The sequence below is a fragment of the Streptococcus mitis genome (genome assembly GCF_047463435.1).
Lineage (GTDB): Bacteria > Bacillota > Bacilli > Lactobacillales > Streptococcaceae > Streptococcus > Streptococcus mitis_DS.
This window is the reverse complement of record NZ_JASHDW010000009.1, coordinates 17,482-34,413: the sequence shown is the minus strand read 5'-3', so window position 1 is coordinate 34,413 and position 16,932 is coordinate 17,482. Positions and strand designations below refer to the sequence as shown.

At 40.6% G+C, this 16,932-nt stretch carries 11 protein-coding genes and 2 pseudogenes; all 13 read right to left on the bottom strand.

Annotated elements, in window-relative coordinates; genetic code table 11:
* Positions 1 to 10 precede the first annotated feature (10 nt).
* Positions 11 to 697 (bottom strand): annotated as a pseudogene (locus tag QM843_RS06630) (excalibur calcium-binding domain-containing protein); the annotation flags it as partial.
* Between the two features lie 49 nt (positions 698 to 746).
* Positions 747 to 1,364: an alpha/beta fold hydrolase gene (locus QM843_RS06625; RefSeq protein WP_414304626.1), complete on the bottom strand. Its 618-nt coding sequence runs from the start codon at positions 1,362 to 1,364 to the stop codon at positions 747 to 749.
* The gene (pabB, locus tag QM843_RS06620; protein ID WP_414304625.1) at positions 1,365 to 3,086 is read right to left on the bottom strand and encodes an aminodeoxychorismate synthase component I; all 1,722 of its coding nucleotides are present in this window, start codon (positions 3,084 to 3,086) and stop codon (positions 1,365 to 1,367) included.
* Between the two features lie 60 nt (positions 3,087 to 3,146).
* Complete coding sequence (locus QM843_RS06615; RefSeq protein WP_414304624.1) at positions 3,147 to 8,978, bottom strand: ZmpA/ZmpB/ZmpC family metallo-endopeptidase; 5,832 nt, start codon at positions 8,976 to 8,978, stop codon at positions 3,147 to 3,149.
* Between the two features lie 2 nt (positions 8,979 to 8,980).
* Positions 8,981 to 9,544: a TIGR01440 family protein gene (locus tag QM843_RS06610; protein ID WP_049521452.1), complete on the bottom strand. Its 564-nt coding sequence runs from the start codon at positions 9,542 to 9,544 to the stop codon at positions 8,981 to 8,983.
* 114 nt (positions 9,545 to 9,658) lie between these two features.
* Complete coding sequence (locus tag QM843_RS06605; protein WP_414304623.1) at positions 9,659 to 11,350, bottom strand: cache domain-containing sensor histidine kinase; 1,692 nt, start codon at positions 11,348 to 11,350, stop codon at positions 9,659 to 9,661.
* Entirely contained in the window at positions 11,347 to 12,084 is a 738-nt protein-coding gene (locus QM843_RS06600; protein WP_125447961.1) for a response regulator transcription factor, read from the bottom strand. The genes QM843_RS06605 and QM843_RS06600 overlap by 4 nt, the downstream gene beginning before the upstream one ends.
* Positions 12,085 to 12,154: 70 nt before the next feature.
* A complete protein-coding gene (msrB, locus tag QM843_RS06595) occupies positions 12,155 to 13,267 on the bottom strand; it encodes a peptide-methionine (R)-S-oxide reductase MsrB (RefSeq protein WP_020903451.1) in 1,113 nt (370 codons plus the stop codon).
* A 9-nt stretch (positions 13,268 to 13,276) separates the two neighbouring features.
* Entirely contained in the window at positions 13,277 to 13,840 is a 564-nt protein-coding gene (locus QM843_RS06590; RefSeq protein WP_084926851.1) for a redoxin family protein, read from the bottom strand.
* 13 nt (positions 13,841 to 13,853) lie between these two features.
* Positions 13,854 to 14,564 carry a thiol-disulfide oxidoreductase-associated membrane protein CcdA2 gene (gene ccdA2 / locus QM843_RS06585; RefSeq protein WP_414304622.1) on the bottom strand — a complete coding sequence of 237 codons (711 nt, stop codon included), beginning with the start codon at positions 14,562 to 14,564 and terminating at the stop codon, positions 13,854 to 13,856.
* Positions 14,565 to 14,887: 323 nt separating this feature from the next.
* Positions 14,888 to 15,241: pseudogene (locus QM843_RS06580) on the bottom strand (Rpn family recombination-promoting nuclease/putative transposase); the annotation flags it as partial.
* Entirely contained in the window at positions 15,242 to 16,120 is an 879-nt protein-coding gene (locus QM843_RS06575) for an Rpn family recombination-promoting nuclease/putative transposase (protein ID WP_261150723.1), read from the bottom strand.
* A 141-nt stretch (positions 16,121 to 16,261) separates the two neighbouring features.
* Positions 16,262 to 16,813, bottom strand: coding sequence for a GNAT family N-acetyltransferase (locus tag QM843_RS06570; RefSeq protein ID WP_414304621.1), 552 nt, complete (start codon positions 16,811 to 16,813; stop codon positions 16,262 to 16,264).
* Between the last annotated feature and the right edge of the window lie 119 nt (positions 16,814 to 16,932).

Below are 16,932 nucleotides of genomic sequence, written 5' to 3'. Positions count from 1 at the left end.
TTACTTATGGTTTCCATAGACCTGAAGCATCTACATAGTAGCGGCCTCCATCAACTCGCTCATTTTTAGCCATTTTACCATCTGATTTCAAATAGTAGTTTCCTTGCCATGCATTGCGAGCATAAGAACCATCTGATTTCAAGTAATACCAGGCTTGATAAGAAGAGTCATAAACCCACTCACCTTGTGCCATTTTACCGTTTGATTTAAGGTAATAAGCTCCTTGCCATGCATTTTTTGCATAAGAACCATCTGATTTCAAATAATACCAAGCTTGATAAGAAGAGTCATAAATCCATTCACTCTGTGCCATTTTACCATCAGCTTTCAGGTAATAGCTTCCCTGCCATGCATTTTTCACTGGATTTCCATTTCCATCAAAATAGTACCAAGAACCGTCCTGCTTAACCCAACCACTTGCTGTGGATGAAGTTGTATCAGTTTGAGTTGTAGCCGCTTGTTTTGCTTTAAAAGCACCCTTAGGAGCATTTTTCAATTCGCAAGCCACACCATCATGATCGCGGTCTAACTTGGCAGAATAACCAGGTTCTCCCTCGTGAATATCTGCGTATCCATTCGCCCAAGCTTCTTTACAACTAGAAAAATGAATGTTTTCTTCTGCTAACACAGGTTGTGAAAACAAGGCTAAGACTGGCAAGGTAGCCAGACTCATTTTTAAAAATAGACGTTTATTCATTTCGTTCTCCTATAACGATGTTATCGATTTCACTATTATTTTATCAAACTTATTTCAGCAATTCAAGGAAAGGTTTAATCTGTTCAGCAAACTCCTTTGGTTTTTCCTTATTCAAGACATGAGGACCGTCAGGTATAATCTGAAATTGAGAATTTGGCATCAGTTCTTGAATAGTTTTCATTGAACTGAGATTAGGCTTATCCTGACTACCACAAATTAGTAAGGTTGGATAGGGGCAAATCCCTGCTATATCCGTTAAATCAAGTGTCTTCAATTCCTCAGAAACTCCGACCATAAGAGCCTTGTCTGCTCCCTGTTTTTCAAATACTCTTTTGGGAAGTAATTTAAATATCAGCAATTGAACATAAAATGGGATATTCCCTGCTAATTTTAGCGGGCACCCTGACAGAACCAAAGCTCGAAGATTTGATAAATCGTAACTAGAAAGTTCTAGTGCCAGAGCAGCACCTAAGGACAATCCAACCAAAATAAAAGGTTCTGTCTCTTGAGCTAGATGCTGATAAACCCGCTCTTTAGCTTGTTGATAGTTGCTAACTCCAGAAGGAAATAACTCGATAGCCTCAGAAGGATAATCTATCAGTAGATTCCGAACTTCTTTCCAACTCTCTGCTGACTGCCCTAACCCATGTAAAAATACCAGTTTCATCTAGTTCTCCTCTAGGATTAATTCATACAAGCCCCTCACTGCATTACAGCCGTAAATAGCTTCTGCTTGGGCAAAATCTACCAAGGTCAAGACTTTCTCTTCTACCTGTCCTGTTTCCAGCAAATGCTGACGATAAATTCCTGGCAAGATTCCAAGTCGGACTGGCGGTGTATAGAGTTTTCCTGTGATTTTCAAAATCAAATTTCCGATAGAGGTTTCAAGCAGTTCTCCTTTTACATTATGGTAAATGATTTCCTGTTTCCCTAGAGTCAAGTGTGGTCTATGAGTCGTTTTAAAATAGGTAAATGCTTGATTCAAATCTGCTTCTTGCAGACAAAGTTCGGCCTCGCAAAAACTTGGACTAAGGGATGTTAAGATTTGTCGACTAAGTTCTATCTCTCCAGATTTGCTGAGAGAAATTCGCAATCGGTAATCTTGATTAGCATCACAAGTCTGACACTCTGCTTCAATCTTTTGTCTCAAAATTTCTGGGTCAAAAGGATAAGCAAAATATCTACTAGCTTTTCTCAATCTTTCCAAATGTTGATCTTCAAACAGCAAGCTCTTCTGACTGATTTTTCCAGTTGTAATCAGTTGGAAACGAGCTTGTTTACGATAGAGAACAGCAGCCTTTTGATGAACCTCGCGGTATTCAGATTCCCATGTGCTATCCCATGTAATGCCTCCGCCAACTCCATAGATAGCTTGCCCCTTGTAGAGTTGAATAGTCCGAATGGCCACATTAAAAATCCGTCGTCCATTTGGAAGCAAGAGACCAATGGTTCCACAGTAGACTCCACGCGGTTGTGGTTCCAAGTCCTTAATGATTTCCATAGTCGCAATTTTCGGTGCGCCCGTTATGGAACCACAAGGAAAGAGAGAGCGAAAAATGGTAACCAAATCCACATCCTCTCGCAACTGACTCTTGATGGTCGAAGTCATCTGCCAGACAGTCGAATATTGCTCCACTTGACACAAACGCTCCACATGCTCACTTCCCACTTCAGAAATACGGTTCATATCGTTGCGCAAGAGGTCCACAATCATCATGTTTTCAGAGCGATTTTTGGGATCCTGTTCCAACCAACTGGCCTGCTCCAAATCTTCTTGGTCGGTCACGCCACGCTGAGTCGTTCCCTTCATTGGTCGCGTTGTCAACTCGCGGCCATTCTGCTCAAAAAAGAGTTCTGGGCTCATAGAAATCACTGCCATCTCGTCATGTTCAACATAGGCATTGTAGCCCGCCTCCTGCTCTACCACCATACGATTGTAAATGGCAAAAGGATTGGCACTTAAGTCCTGTTTGAGTTGGACAGTGTAGTTGACCTGGTAGGTATCCCCCTGGCGTAAATGATGGTGAATCTGGGCAATCGCCTTTTCATAGTTCTCTGCAGATGTTTCTTCCTGCCACATTGAAGGCAGATCTATTTCCTCATAAGTAAAAGGAATAGGGGATGTTTCTACCCTATCATGAACAGTAAAATAAAGCAAATACTCGTCCAATAAAGGGGCCTTGTGAACTGCTAATTTTTCCTCAAAAGCAGGTGCAGCCTCGTAGCTGATATAGCCCACCACATAGTAGCCCTGCTCTTGGTAGCTTTCCACTTGTGCCAGCAAATCTGCCACTTCTGCTACATTTCTCGTTTTCAACTCTTTAATAGGCTGTGTAAAGGTGTATCTCTCCCCCAAAGCCCTAAAATCAATCACTGTTTTTCTATGCATACCTTAAGTATAGCACAAAATAAGAAAACCCTCATCCGCAAAGCAGATGAGAGATTTCAATTATTTAAAGATTGAAGTTTTAAAGCTGTTTGTTTGTTGAAGAAGTTTTTTGAATAATTTCTCTTTAAGGGAAACAGTATTATCAAATTTAACTGATCCATTTTTAAGAGTAGCTTTATCTTTATCAACAGCTTCAGCAAACGCACGTTTTAAGTCATCGTAGCTACTGTATGTAGTACCGTCGATTGTAACAGGGTTAAATCCTGCTTTCGCTTTATCAACAACTTCTTTGAAGTATTCTTTCTTCCAATCTTCTAGAGTATTAAATTTACCATCAGAAACTTTCTTAATGATGAAGTCATCACCTAAAGTATTCTTACCGGCTTTTTTAGATTCCCCTTTTAACATATTCGAAGCATAATTTAGGAAGCCTTTTTCATATCCAAAGTAACCCCACATACGGAAGGTGTTATGTTTGAATGACATTGCTCCTGGAGCTCCTTCACTTGTGTTACCTCCGTAGATACCAGCGGTAATTGGTACAGTTACATAGGCAGAGCCAAATCCAGTTGGGTCATACTGACCATTACCAGGACCGTGCTTAGTCATGAAGTTTTTCTCTACTAAGTCGTTAACAGATGTTAAATTATATTCTTTTTCTTCTGAATTTAAATCTCTAACATTGTCGTATTGGTTCTTCGTATTAGCTCCACGAAGTTGCTTATCTACTTTCTTGAACCAAGCGTTGTTTAGTTCTTTACTGCCTTTATCAATGACAGCTTCTCCTTCAAGATAATCAAGAAGCATAAGCGTATCATTGAAACCTTTCATGTAATGATCAATTTCAGCGCGAGAAGTAAGGTCATTTGGATTAGTGTTGTACCATTGGTTTCCGTCATTTGGACGTTCGTAGGCCATGTTCAATCCTAGTGCTTTAAAGTCACCGTTTGGACTTGTTTCAGCAGGTGATTGTAACATACCTTGTGCGAACGCCTCTAGGTCAGTACCTTCACGGTGTCTTGAACCACCTAGGTAAACCATACGGTCATTTACGTGAGTTGTTTCGTGAGTGAAGGCTGAGATACCAAAGTCACTAATCATATCAGTAACCATGAAGAAGACTGAATCATCCTTATAAGGGTTACCGTAAATACGAGCTACAGCTCCCATACGCCAGTCAGTTGCATGATAACGACCTGTTGGTCCGTATAATTCACGGATAGGTGCTACGTCTTTACCACTATTCGTATGTCCGTATTTATCTGTGCTGATTCCTTTATAGTTTTGGTTATCTAACACAGGAGTTGGTACCATGTTGTTGCTCTTAAGCAGTTGATTACGAACTTTATCTAATGATAGACGAGACCAGAAATCTAGGTAATTTTGTTGACCTTTAGCAACTTTATTGATTTCAGCTTTGAATGCTTCACGTTCTTCGGCAGTATTCTTACCGTATTTCTCAAATGAACTGTATGCCATAGTGTTATATGTTGAGATTAAGAACATATGCGCATCTTTTAAGTTCAGAAGTGGTAAGATCATCTTACCGTGAACATCGTTGTTTAAACCTTCGTAAGCTCTGTGTTTCTTATCAGCAAATTCAGGAGTTGTTGTTTTAGGTTCAACGATATATACATTATCTTTAGTTGCTTTTATGAACCAATCGTTTAAGTCGGTATCACTTGTGAAGAGACGCATATTATAGTCTAAGAAACTGTTTAATTCGCCTATACCAATAACTCCACCGATAGTTTCGCGATAAGCTTCTAAAGTTCTATCACCTTTAATGTTACTTTCTTTAGAACCAACCTTAATCAAGAAGTCTAACACACTAACATTCTTACCATAGAAGTCCGGTTTGAATAACATTAACTCTTTAATATTAAAGTTATCGAATTTAACACCGTAGTAACGGTTGAGGTAAGACAAACCAAGAAGAACTGCAGCCTTATTGTCATCAATTTTCTTAATCAAGGCACGTTTAGCAGCTTCATCAGTGTTAAGCTGGTGATCTTCATTTTCCACTAACTTCGTAACAAATTGAGTCAGATTATCTTTAACATACTTGAAGCTTTCTTCTAAGTACAAATCCTTAATTGCATTGACTTTGTTGCCACCAGTTCTACCCAAATGTTGGTAAATTGGGTCAGATTGCAATTCAACTGGACTTAATTTGCTTTCGATAGCGCTGATTAAATCTGAACGATCTTTAACCACCATATTTGGTGTATAAACAACTTCACCAAGTTCAGCGACGCTGTATTCTTTCACTTGTTTAACTTTAGATTCTTTCGGTGAAATTGTTAAGATTTCTTTTGTCTTATCTGCGTAGTGAACCATAATATGGTCAGCATCTGTAAGGTCTGTGACAAAGTCATTGCCTTTCATCGCAGTAACAGACAATACTTCTTTCGTTAATAAGTTTGATCCAGCCGGAATCTTATTCCCTTGGTTGACAATCCATTCCTTGTTATAGAATGGTTGAAGTTTTTCAATGTTACGGTAAGCAAGCTCACGAGAAGCATCGTAGTCATCAATATTTTTGTATTGATTAGCTTTACTTACAATATTGTTCAGTTTATCTTCAACAGGAAGTGTGCTTTCAAATTTATCAGCAGTGATTCCCATTTTAGCGATTAATTCATCAGCTTTTTCTTTAGTTATGCTAGGAATTTTTTTAGAATTAGTATAAGTTGTTTTACCTTCACTTACACCCTCAACACTGTAATTGCGCTTCGTTCTAGAGTATGTAAAGTAATCATCAGCATCAATATCAGAGTGACCAAAGACCATTTCACCAGTCTTAACTTTCATCATAGTGATGTTGTCTTCTATAGCCCCTAGTGCCCAGTTAGTCCCTAGCAGTCCACCAGACATAACGGCTTCTTTGAGTTCAATAGAGCCTTTTGCTACAGAGTTTCGAAGTGTACCTTCTTTACCTAAAGTATTGTTGTTGCCACCGTTTTGAGATGAATATACAATTCCGGCAGCTTTAGCTTTGTTACCTGTGATTTCAGCATCAACATAAGCTTTTTCTACAATACCTTTCCAGTTTTCACCGACGATACCTGTTAAGTAACCACCGCGATTTCCAGCAGCGTGTACTTTACCGATAAATGCAACGTTACTTAATTTTCCACTACCATCAATTTTATTGATAACACCAGATACATCATTATTACCAACAACGTTACCTGTTACTTTAATGTTTTCTACAGTAGCATTATTTTTGATAACATTTGCTATCGGTGCAATCCTATCAGTCCCTGGCATGTCGATATTTACATTTTCAAGTAGTAAATCTTTAACAGTACCACCGACAATATCACCGAATAAAGGTCTGTTCATATTGCTAATGGTAAATTTATTACCGTCAGTGCTTGTTAATGTTCCTTTGAAAGCATTAGTAACATAAGATTTTCCTGCTGGTTTAACGTTAGCAGCATTGATATTGCTACCAAGCTTAAATGTGCCGGTCGGGTCTTTTTGCATAGCTTTTACAAGATCGTCAAAGCTATAATATACATCACCTTCGTGTGTTTTTTGTTTTTCAAAGTAATGAACATACTCTTCGCTAAGTGTGTTATCAGCATTCCGTTGAATCAAATCAGGTGCTTTGGCAGTAACTTTGTATAAAGTTTTTCCGTCTTTTTCTACTTCTTCAATCTTATCAACAGCCAGTCTTGTTATTTTATTGTCATGAGTGGTCACTCGTAAATAAAGTGGAGCAACATCAGCTGGTTTTGCTGTCAATAAACTAGTATCTGTTTCATTACCATCAGCGTCCACACTCATCAAGCTTGTTTCTTTGATGTTTTTGATTTCAACTTTTTTGAGGTCAATTCTTAGCGGTTCTTCCTTCAGAACTTCTTCCTCATCACCCTCACCACGGTCATAAACCATCTTCGTTTCAAGTTTATAATCCTTGTAGTACTGTAAATCTGTCAGGGTAGTTGTCAAGTCATCTGGTGAAACATTCAAGGTTTTGACAATCTCATCACCTTTTTTCAGAGTTAAGGTAATAGATTTAATGGCTGCCTTACTTGGATTTTCTAGACTATACTTAACATCTGAAGTCCGTTTCAAATCCTTAGGCTCAACTGCTGTGATGGTCAATACTGGTTTTTCAAAGCTCTTGGTACCACGTTTCAAAATTTTGTCTTGAGGTGCCTCAAGGATTTCCTCTGTAACTTTTGGAGCATCCTCTGTTTTAACTCCCTTAATGGTATTAAAGGTCTTGGTGATTTTTTTCTGGCCTTCTTTTCCTTCTTGAGCTACAACTTCTAAGCCTTTTTTCAGTTGGTCATCTTCTTTAACAACTTCCTTAAATGGAATCTTTTCAAGACTTTCTTCTACAAGAGTTCCTTCAATTGGTTTTATCCCACGACTTACCTGTTGGTTTACAGGCTCCTTGGCAACTTCTGTGCTAGTTGAAAGAACTTGGTCCGTTTTAACACCTTCTACTGTTTTATAAGTTGTTTTGGTAACTTGACTACCTTTTTCACCATTTCTTACGACAGTTTCTTCGTCCGTATACTTGGTTGGATCCTCAGTCGTTTCAGTTTTGTAGTCTAAATCTGTAGTCGATGTTTCAACAAGGGTTCCCTCAGTTACTTTGTACTCAGGTAACTGTTCTTGTACAAGGGCTTGGCCAGTTTTACCTTCCTCTTGTGTACCTTTTACTTCGATTGGAGCTTCTGGCAATTCTGGCTGTGTTAGAGCTTGTCCTGTCTTACCTTCTTCTTGAGTTCCTTTTGCTTCTACTGGAGCCTCTGGCAATTCTGGTTGCGTTAAGGCTTGTCCTGTCTTACCTTCTTCTTGTGTACCTTTAGCTACTTGATGCGTTGGTTCAGCTTGTGGTACTGGAGTTGGAGCAGGTTGCACCTCTTTCTTAGTTCCGACTGCAATGACTTGCGACACAGGATTTTGGACTACTTGGTCTTCGATGATTTCTCTAACTTCTTGACCGTTTACCATCGATACTTTAGTTACAAGACGACGCTGACCCTTTACTCCAGCTGTGACGATACGAGTCTGTCCTTCTGCTAGATTCGCATCTGGATTTGTGACTGTTTCAAAAGGAATATCCACCAAGCTTTCTTCCTGTCTTGTCTGAGGTTTCTCAGAAACTGGTTTTTCTTCAACAGCAGGAGCAACTGGATTCTCTACTACAGGTTTTTCGATGACAGTCTCTGGAGTAACCGCAGCTCTTTCTTGAACGACTTCTGTTTTCTCGATTTCTTTTGAACTTTGCTTTTCTACTGGCAACTGAGGCTGTTCAGCTGAAACTGGTCTTGATGGATGGAGTTCCGCTTCCTTGAAGTATCCAATGTATTCATAGCCATCAATGTGGATAATCCCTTCAGCCAAGCCTTCATGGGTAGAAGCTAAAATAGTTTGGTTATAAGAAAGCAATTCTTTATTTTCAAATGCAAATGTCCCATAAGGTACAAAGGTGCTGGCTCCTAAAAAACCGATCAAGAGAACACCTAGAACCTCTTTGCGACCTTTTTTGGACACCAAAAAGACTGCTAGAGAAGCCGTTGCCAAGCCAAGACCTGCTAGAGCGACTTCCTTACTTCCTGTATAGGGAAGTTGTTGACTGGTTGTCGCCTTCTTACGATAAACTACATAAAGAATATCATCATCTTGAAATTCTGTAGGAACCTCATGGTGAATCAGAGCTTTTTCAGACTCAGTCAATTCCTGCTCTGCCAAATAACGGTAATGAACGCTATGAGCACCACCAACTTCATTGGCTTGAACTTTGTCTACTGAAAGGGTACTAGCACCAAAAAGGAAGGCCCCGATGGCTACAGGACCTACCCCAACAGTTAGCTTACGAATCGAATATTTGGTAATTTTTTCTAATTGTTGTTTTGTTTTTTTCATTCTCACGACTTTCTAATAGAATCTTGCGGATAGTGCGCACGCGCACCTCCAATTAATTTTGGGCGACTAGCCAACGCCGTTACGTGGGCATGACCAATCTCTCTCAAAAGAGGACGAATCGGAACCTGAACATGCTTGACATGCATGCCAATTGCAGTATCTCCGATATCCAATCCAGCATGGGCCTTGATAAATTCAACCTCAACTGGATCCTGCATAAACTTGAAGGCTGCCAACTGACCCGAACCTCCTGCATGAAGAGTCGGAAGGACACTGACGATTTCCAGACCAAACTGCTCTGCCACCTGACGTTCAACGACTAGGGCCCGATTAACATGTTCACAGCCTTGAACAGCTAGATGAATTCCCTTTTCCTCTAAGATATCTAGGATGGTCTTCACAATGATTTCCCCAATTTCTTGGCTGGATTCCTTGCCAATCTGACCACCTATCACCTCACTAGAAGAAAGGCCCAAAACAAAGATGGATCCCTGCTTCAAATTGGCCTTTTCCAATACATCTTCTACAATCTGGCTTGTTTCTCTTTGAATGTCTTTTTCCTTCATACTTGATACCTCTTTTGTCATCATCTATCATATCGTTTTTTCTACTTTTTAGCAAGATAGACAAACTAGAAAGCTTTCTCAATTACGCATAAAACTCCCAGAATTGACCGGGAGTTAGCTAGTTTCTATTCTATTTATGTATATTTCAACCGTCGTTCCTTTGTCGGGTGCAGAATCAATCTTCATCTGGTAATTGTCTCCAAAATGAAGTTTGAGCCGTTGATCAACATTTTGAAGACCAACTCCCCCACGTTTGAGCTGACTCTGACTACTATCGCCAGCAACTTGGAAGCCAACGCCATCATCCTCAATGCGGATGACTAGTCCTCTATCCTGTTTCTGTACAGAAACTTTAATATGTCCCTGACCTTCCTTTTCCTTAATGCCATGGTAAAGAGCATTTTCTACAAGGGGTTGTAGGACCAGCTTAGGCAAGACTAGATTATCAAAGGCAGGATTTTCATCAATCTCATATTCCAGCTTATCTCCATAACGTTGTTTCTGGATAAAGAGGTACTGGCGGACATGATTGATTTCGTCAGACAGGCAAATCAAATCTTTCCCCTGATTGAGCGCCAAGCGGAAATAGGTTGCCAAGGACTTGGTCACCTGAACCACTCGCTGACTATCCTGAAATTCAGCCATCCAGATGATGGTATCCAAGGTATTATAGAGGAAATGGGGGTTAATCTGGCTTGACAAGGCTTGAAGTTCATACTGACGGGCTGTTTCTTCCTGCCTGCGAACATCTGCCATCAACTGATCAATCTGATTCAACATAGCATTGAACTGGCGAGTCACTTCTCTCAGTTCATGGGCACCAGTTTCCTTGGCACGAAGATTCTGATTACCAGAAGCAATCTCCAGCATGGTTTCTCTCAAGTCATTCAGAGGAGCAATCCAGCGTTTAAGACTGAACCACACCAAGCAGAGACAGGCAAGAAGAGAGGTGATACTGGCCCCAAGCAAGGTCCACATGAGTTGACTCCTAACCTGGTCTAACTTCTCCAACGAAGACACGCCAAGCACCGTCCAATCAGTTCCTGCTATCTTTTCCTGACTGACGTAGGATTTGTGATCTGGAGTATAGCCCTGCCCTGTCTCAATATAGGGTTTCATGGCCTCCATTTCGCTAGACGAACTATAAACTGTGTGTTGAGGATGATAAACAAATTCATGGTTTTCATTGATGATAAAGGCAAAGCCCTGCTGCCCCAACTGGAGTTGGTTAAGATAGGCTTCCAGAGTTTCATAAGAAATATCCAAACGAAGCACGCCCAGATTAGCTCCCTTTGCATCAACAAGTTCTTGAGTGACAGAAATGACCCACTGACTGTCCGATTTACGAGCTGGAGTCAAAATTGGCATGGCTCCCTGATGAATAGCCTTTTGGTACCAATCCTCAGCCATCATATCTGAGGAAGTTTTCATCTGCACACTGTCATCTGTAGAAATGACCTGACCAGATTTAGTCACCAGCACAACAGTTTTCAAGTCCTGGTCTGCCTTCAAGATAGTCAAAAACAGATTTCGGATTCCATTGACCTTGTCTTGACTGGGATTCTCAGCATAGGATAGGACATCCGTCTGCTGGGTCAAACTGGTAGAGGTGGTTTCTAATTTTTTGATATAAGACTGGATAAAGTGGCTAGTCTGACTGATAGTCGTTTGGCTATTGCCCTCAATAGTAGCCTCAATGGCCGAGGAACTAGATTGATAGTAGAAAGTCCCAACCAAAGCTAGGAGAATGAGAAAGACCAGAAAGATGGAAATAACCATTTTGACTAGGAGAGAAGAACGCTTCATCGGCCTTCTCCCTTCTTAAACTGACGAGGTGTCATACCTGCAATCTGTTTAAAACGTTGGGTAAAGTAGTTCATATCTTCAAAACCAACCTTCTCTGCAATCTCGTAAATTTTCAGATCCGTAGTTAAAAGCAAGAGCTTGGCCTGTTTGACACGTTCTCGCACCAGATAATCCTGAAAAGGCAGGCCCAACTCTTTCTTAATCAAGGAACTCAGATAGGTCGGACTAAAGCCCAAGTCACTGGCCAAAGACTTTAAACTAAACTGGCTATCAGCCAGATGAGACTGGATTTTCTGAGCCAGGTTTCCCTCAAACTTATCAGTCAATAAATCTTGTAACTGCTCTTCCTTTTCTTCCTTGTCTAGTTTTTGCTTGATTTTCCCCAACATCTCCTCAATATCCTGACGAGAAAAGGGCTTGAGCAGGTAGTCATCCACACCGAGTTTGACAGCAGACAAGGCATAATCAAAATCATCATAGCCTGTCAAAAAAACTAGATGAACCTGAGGATAGGCTTCTCTGACCAGACTGGCCAACTGGATGCCATTCAGCTGAGGCATGTTGATATCGGTTAAAATAATGTCTGGCACCTGCTTTTGTATCAATTCCCAAGCCTGCCTTCCATTTTCAGCCTGACCGATGATTTCCATATCGTAGGCTGCTACATTGACCAGCTTGGTCAAGCCTTGTCTTACCAGATATTCATCTTCTACGATTAAGATTGTATAGGTCATGCTTCTCTCCTTTGTCACTTACTAGTATCAGTATAGCAAAATTCTCCTCTAACTGCTTAGGAAACCCCTCTTAATCGACATAATCTAGTAAATAAGCGTAGCCTTTTTCTTCCATTTGATCTTTGGGAATAAAGCGGATAGAGAGACTATTAATACAGTAGCGCAAGCCACCCTTATCCTGAGGTCCATCCGTAAAGACATGGCCAAGGTGAGAATCTCCAACTCGGCTCCTAACTTCCATGCGCGTCATATTGTAGGATTTATCCTCCTTGTAGGTAGCAACATCTGGGCTGATGGGTTGGGTAAAACTAGGCCAGCCACAACCAGACTCAAACTTGTCCTTTGATGAAAAGAGCGGTTCGCCAGTGGCCACATCCACATAGATACCGGATTCAAATTTATCCCAGTAGCGGTTTGAAAAAGCCCGTTCTGTTTGATTTTTCTGAGTGACTGCATACTCCTCAGGTGACAAGGTCTTTTTCAATTCCTCATCACTTGGTTTGGGATATTTGCTGGCATCAATGACGGGATAGGCCGCCTGATTGACATTGATATGGCAGTAGCCATTTGGATTTTTCTTGAGATAGTCTTGGTGGTAATCCTCAGCCACTACAAAATTCTGCAGACTCTCCTTTTCAACTGCTAGAGGTTGATCGTATTTCTTAGCCACCTCATCAAAGACTTGGTTAATCACCTCTAAATCCTTGTCATCTGTGTAATAAACACCAGTACGGTACTGGGTTCCCACATCATTTCCTTGTTTATTTTTGCTGGTTGGATTGATAATGCGGAAGTAATGAAGCAGGATTTCTTTTAGGGAAATTTGTTTGGCATCATAAGTAACATGAACAGTCTCCGCATGACCTGTTTGGTTAATCAATTCGTACTTGGTTGTTTCCCCTCTACCATTTGCATAGCCTGAAACGGCATCTGTCACTCCGGGAACGCGTGAGAAATATTCCTCAACTCCCCAGAAACAACCTCCAGCCAGATAAATTTCGTGCAAGTCTGCATCTTTACTCACTTCTGTTTTTTTCACTGTTTTTCCTCCTTGGCTAACTGATGCTTTCTCAATTTGCGAGCTATCTGTCTGCCCTGCATTTCGCATCAATAGAAAATAGAAACCGCTTATGGCTAGGAAAAAGATTCCTGCCAAGACAAACAATTTTACTTTATCATTCATGACCTTTCTCTACCCCATTTCTTTCAATGTCTTTAAAATCATATCCTTATCCATAAAACCTGGTTGCGTCTTGACCAGTTTTCCTTCCTTGTCTATAAAGGCTTGAGTTGGGTAAGAACGAACACCATAACTTTCCAAGAGTTTGCCTGACGGGTCAATTAGAACTGGGAAATTTTTATAATCCAAGCCCTTGTACCAGTTCTTGAAGTCCGCTTCTGCTTGTTCCCCCTTGTGTCCAGGAGACACCACTGTCAAGACCACATAATCATCACCAGCATTCTTAGCAATTTCATCCGTATCTGGAAGACTGGCTAGACAGATGGAACACCAAGAAGCCCAGAATTTGAGATAGACTTTCTTGCCCTTGTAATCAGACAAGCGGTAGGTCTTGCCATCTACTCCCATCAGTTCGAAATCAGCAACCGCCTGACCTTTAGTAGCAGTTTGTGAACTGACTTGTTCTGTTTTTGTTTGCTCCTTCATAGTAGCTTCGTCTGACATATTTTTAGCCGAACAGGCTGCCAAACAACAGATTGAGCCTACTCCAAGGAGACATGTTTGCCATTTTTTCATGTCTTCTTCCTTTCTATTCAAATAATGTAGTCAAAATGGAAGCATTTCCCAAAAGCACCAAGATTCCCATCACGATAATGAGGAAACCACCTACTTTTTTGAGGGTTCCTAGATAAGGATGGAGTTTTCGAAAATGTTTCAAAACATAGCTGGAGGCTAGAGCTAGAACCAAAAATGGTAGCGCCAAACCCAGCGTGTAAACCAACATGAGACCAGCTCCCTGGCAAGCTCCTGAACCACCTGAAGCTGCCAAGGCTAAAACAGACCCCAGAACTGGCCCCACACAAGGCGTCCAAGCAAAACTAAAGGTCAACCCCAGTAAAAATGCCTGACTATAGCCGTTACTCTTTTGTCCCTGTCTCTTTAATTGTAGCCTTCTTTCCTTGTAAAGCCCCTGCAAATGTAAGACTTCCATCTGGTGCAAGCCCAAGAGAATGATAACCGCACCCGTCACATACTGAAACCAAGAAGCATAAAGCAAATTGCCTAAAAAACCAGCTCCATAGCCCAATAAGATAAAAACAAAGGAAATCCCCGCTATAAAGGCCAAAGTCCGCAATAGACTAACAAGTGAGATTGAATATTTTTCACTAGAAGCCTGAGCACCATCTTTGTCATCCAACAAGACCCCTGCATAAACCGGTAACAAGGGTAAGATACAAGGAGAAAAGAAGGAAAGAATTCCAGCAAGAAAAACACTGATAAAAAAGATTATATTATCCATCGCCTTCCTCCATTCTTTGATTTGATAGGACTATTATAGCCCCAAAATTCCAGAAAAAACAGGGACAATGATAGGGAAAAATAGGAATTTAATCAGGTTATACTTCAAAGAAATCAAAAAAGCATGAGTAAAAGGGTAAGCTATCTTAGGTTTTAGAGTGAACATCTAGTAAACTAAAAAAAAAACAGATTCTTCCCTTTATCACGGAAAAAATCTGTCATTGATTTACTGATTTACAAAAACTCCAATTACGGTTTGCGAACCTCGTCTTTGCTGGTTTCTCTGTATTTTTTTAGTTCCAAAAATGCATTATCATGATGGTTTTATAACAGTGTCTCAAATTCAAAGACGCTCATTCCCAGCTGCTGACTTGCAACCTCAGGTGTTAGAAGACCTTGACGTACTAGATTTACTAAACCTACTTTTAATCCCTCTTCAATCCCTTCCACCCTAGCAGTTTCCAAGGCATAATCATGAGCCAATAATGCTTGTTCTTCGCGTCTGCGTTGTTCACTAAACATTTTCCTGTCCTCCTCGGACCAGCTCTTGTAGTCTAGCAGTTGGTCTGCCTGGCTGATAGCTCGCTCGGGTTGTTGGGTAAAGGGTTTATTACCGAAAAACTCCAACCATGGCTTGCGAACCTTATCCTTGCTGGTTTTTCTGTATTTTCTTAGTTCTTATTTGTGATGCTCTTTCAATAGTTCTTCAAACTCAGCGACAGTTATACCTAACTGCTGGCTGGCAACCTCAGAAGTCAGAAGACCTTGGTGGACCATATCTAGGAAGGCAAAAAATTTCCCTTCCTCCCTAGCAGTTTCCAAAGCATAGTCCTGTGCTAACAAGGCTTGTTCTTCACGCATACGTAGTTGACTAAACATTTTCCTGTCCTCCTCGGACCAGCTTTTATAGTCTAGCAGTTGGTCTGCTTGGCTGATGGCTCGCTCGGGGCGCTGGGTAAAGGGTTTGTTCCCAAAAAACTCCAACCACGGTTTACGAACCTTGTCTTTGCTGGTTTCTTTGTATTTTTTTAGTTCCAAGAATGCCATCTTGACTAGATGGTTTTCCTGACCATTATTTGTAATTGTTAAAACCTCACCTGTCGTATCCTCTCTCATGCTAAAGCTATGAAAAGCCAAATCATCTTGGAAATAATTACTATCCACAATTGCAATGGCGTATACTGGTGCGATGTGTTTGTAACTCTGATGAGTATTGCCCTCTTGCTGGCGAATTTTTTCTAGATTTTGATTGACCTGACTACACAGATAAGCCCATAAACGATTAATGAAAAAATTCTGATGATGCACCTGAATCTCAATGATTACTTGAGTTCCATTATCTAGTTCAGCTAAAACGTCTATACTGGTATAGAAATCCTGAGCCGAGTACGGTGTAGTGGGTAAGACGTGAATGTTACTTCCTTCCAAAATAGTTACATTTTTGGCTGGCAAGTCTAACATATCGCGAATAAATTGACAAGTGATTTCTGGATTGCTAAAGATTTTCTTAGCAACCAAATCGTTGGTCGGGCTGATGCCCGGATGTCTTAAAATCATCCATTTCCTCCTCTTATTATACCACAATTTTAAATCTAGTTTTACTAGATTCACTGCTACTATCTATTTATTCGGAAAAGAAAGGATAAATGAAATAGTATATAAAAAATAAGAACAACGGATAATCGATAAATGTTAAGCTTATCTATTCTCCTTGCTTATCTGATAATAAATAAGGTCCGCAAGATAGCCTTTTCTCTCTACACCATTGGTAATAGTCTTTAGATAGGACATTCCAGCCTTCTCCATGACACGACCTGAAGCTGGATTGAGACTGGCATATCGAGCTCTGACATTTTGAAAACCTGCTTGAATAAAACAAAAGTCCAAAACAGCTTTCAAGGCCTCTGTCATAATCCCATGTCCCCAGTAAGCCTTGCCTAGCACATAGCCAATTTCACAAGAAGAATCGTTCTCATCTATTGCAACGATACTGATATCTCCTATCACCTGCTCTGGCTTTTCTTTGAGACAAATGGCCCATTTGTAATGGTTGGGATTAGCATAGGAAACAACCCAATTTCGGATCGAGTTTCGAGTGATTTCGACATTAGAATGGGGATCCCAAGTGACGTAGGTTAGATTCTCAGCGGATGAAGCCCAATTCTGAAACATGGTTTCTGCATCACTTTCCACAAATCTTCGCAAGATTAAACGATCTGTCTGTAATATTTGCGTACCGATTGCTTTCATGACGCTACCTCGCTTTCTAAGCTTAAGACAATAAGCTAAAAAGGTCCACTGGACCTTCTTCGCTTACCTGTTTCCATGCTCGGGGTAAAAAGACTAAACTCAGTAACAGCTAGGAAACA

Excerpts from the sequence above, each read along its gene's own strand:
- QM843_RS06590 (WP_084926851.1), bottom strand. The coding sequence starts at position 13,840 with ATGAAAAAATGGCAAACATGTCTCCTTGGAGTAGGCTCAATCTGTTGT.
- QM843_RS06615 (WP_414304624.1), bottom strand. The coding sequence starts at position 8,978 with ATGAAAAAAACAAAACAACAATTAGAAAAAATTACCAAATATTCGATT.
- QM843_RS06570 (WP_414304621.1), bottom strand. The coding sequence starts at position 16,813 with ATGAAAGCAATCGGTACGCAAATATTACAGACAGATCGTTTAATCTTG.
- QM843_RS06605 (WP_414304623.1), bottom strand. The coding sequence starts at position 11,350 with ATGAAGCGTTCTTCTCTCCTAGTCAAAATGGTTATTTCCATCTTTCTG.
- pabB (WP_414304625.1), bottom strand. The coding sequence starts at position 3,086 with ATGCATAGAAAAACAGTGATTGATTTTAGGGCTTTGGGGGAGAGATAC.
- QM843_RS06575 (WP_261150723.1), bottom strand. The coding sequence starts at position 16,120 with ATGATTTTAAGACATCCGGGCATCAGCCCGACCAACGATTTGGTTGCT.
- QM843_RS06600 (WP_125447961.1), bottom strand. The coding sequence starts at position 12,084 with ATGACCTATACAATCTTAATCGTAGAAGATGAATATCTGGTAAGACAA.
- QM843_RS06625 (WP_414304626.1), bottom strand. The coding sequence starts at position 1,364 with ATGAAACTGGTATTTTTACATGGGTTAGGGCAGTCAGCAGAGAGTTGG.
- ccdA2 (WP_414304622.1), bottom strand. The coding sequence starts at position 14,564 with ATGGATAATATAATCTTTTTTATCAGTGTTTTTCTTGCTGGAATTCTT.
- QM843_RS06610 (WP_049521452.1), bottom strand. The coding sequence starts at position 9,544 with ATGAAGGAAAAAGACATTCAAAGAGAAACAAGCCAGATTGTAGAAGAT.
- msrB (WP_020903451.1), bottom strand. The coding sequence starts at position 13,267 with ATGAATGATAAAGTAAAATTGTTTGTCTTGGCAGGAATCTTTTTCCTA.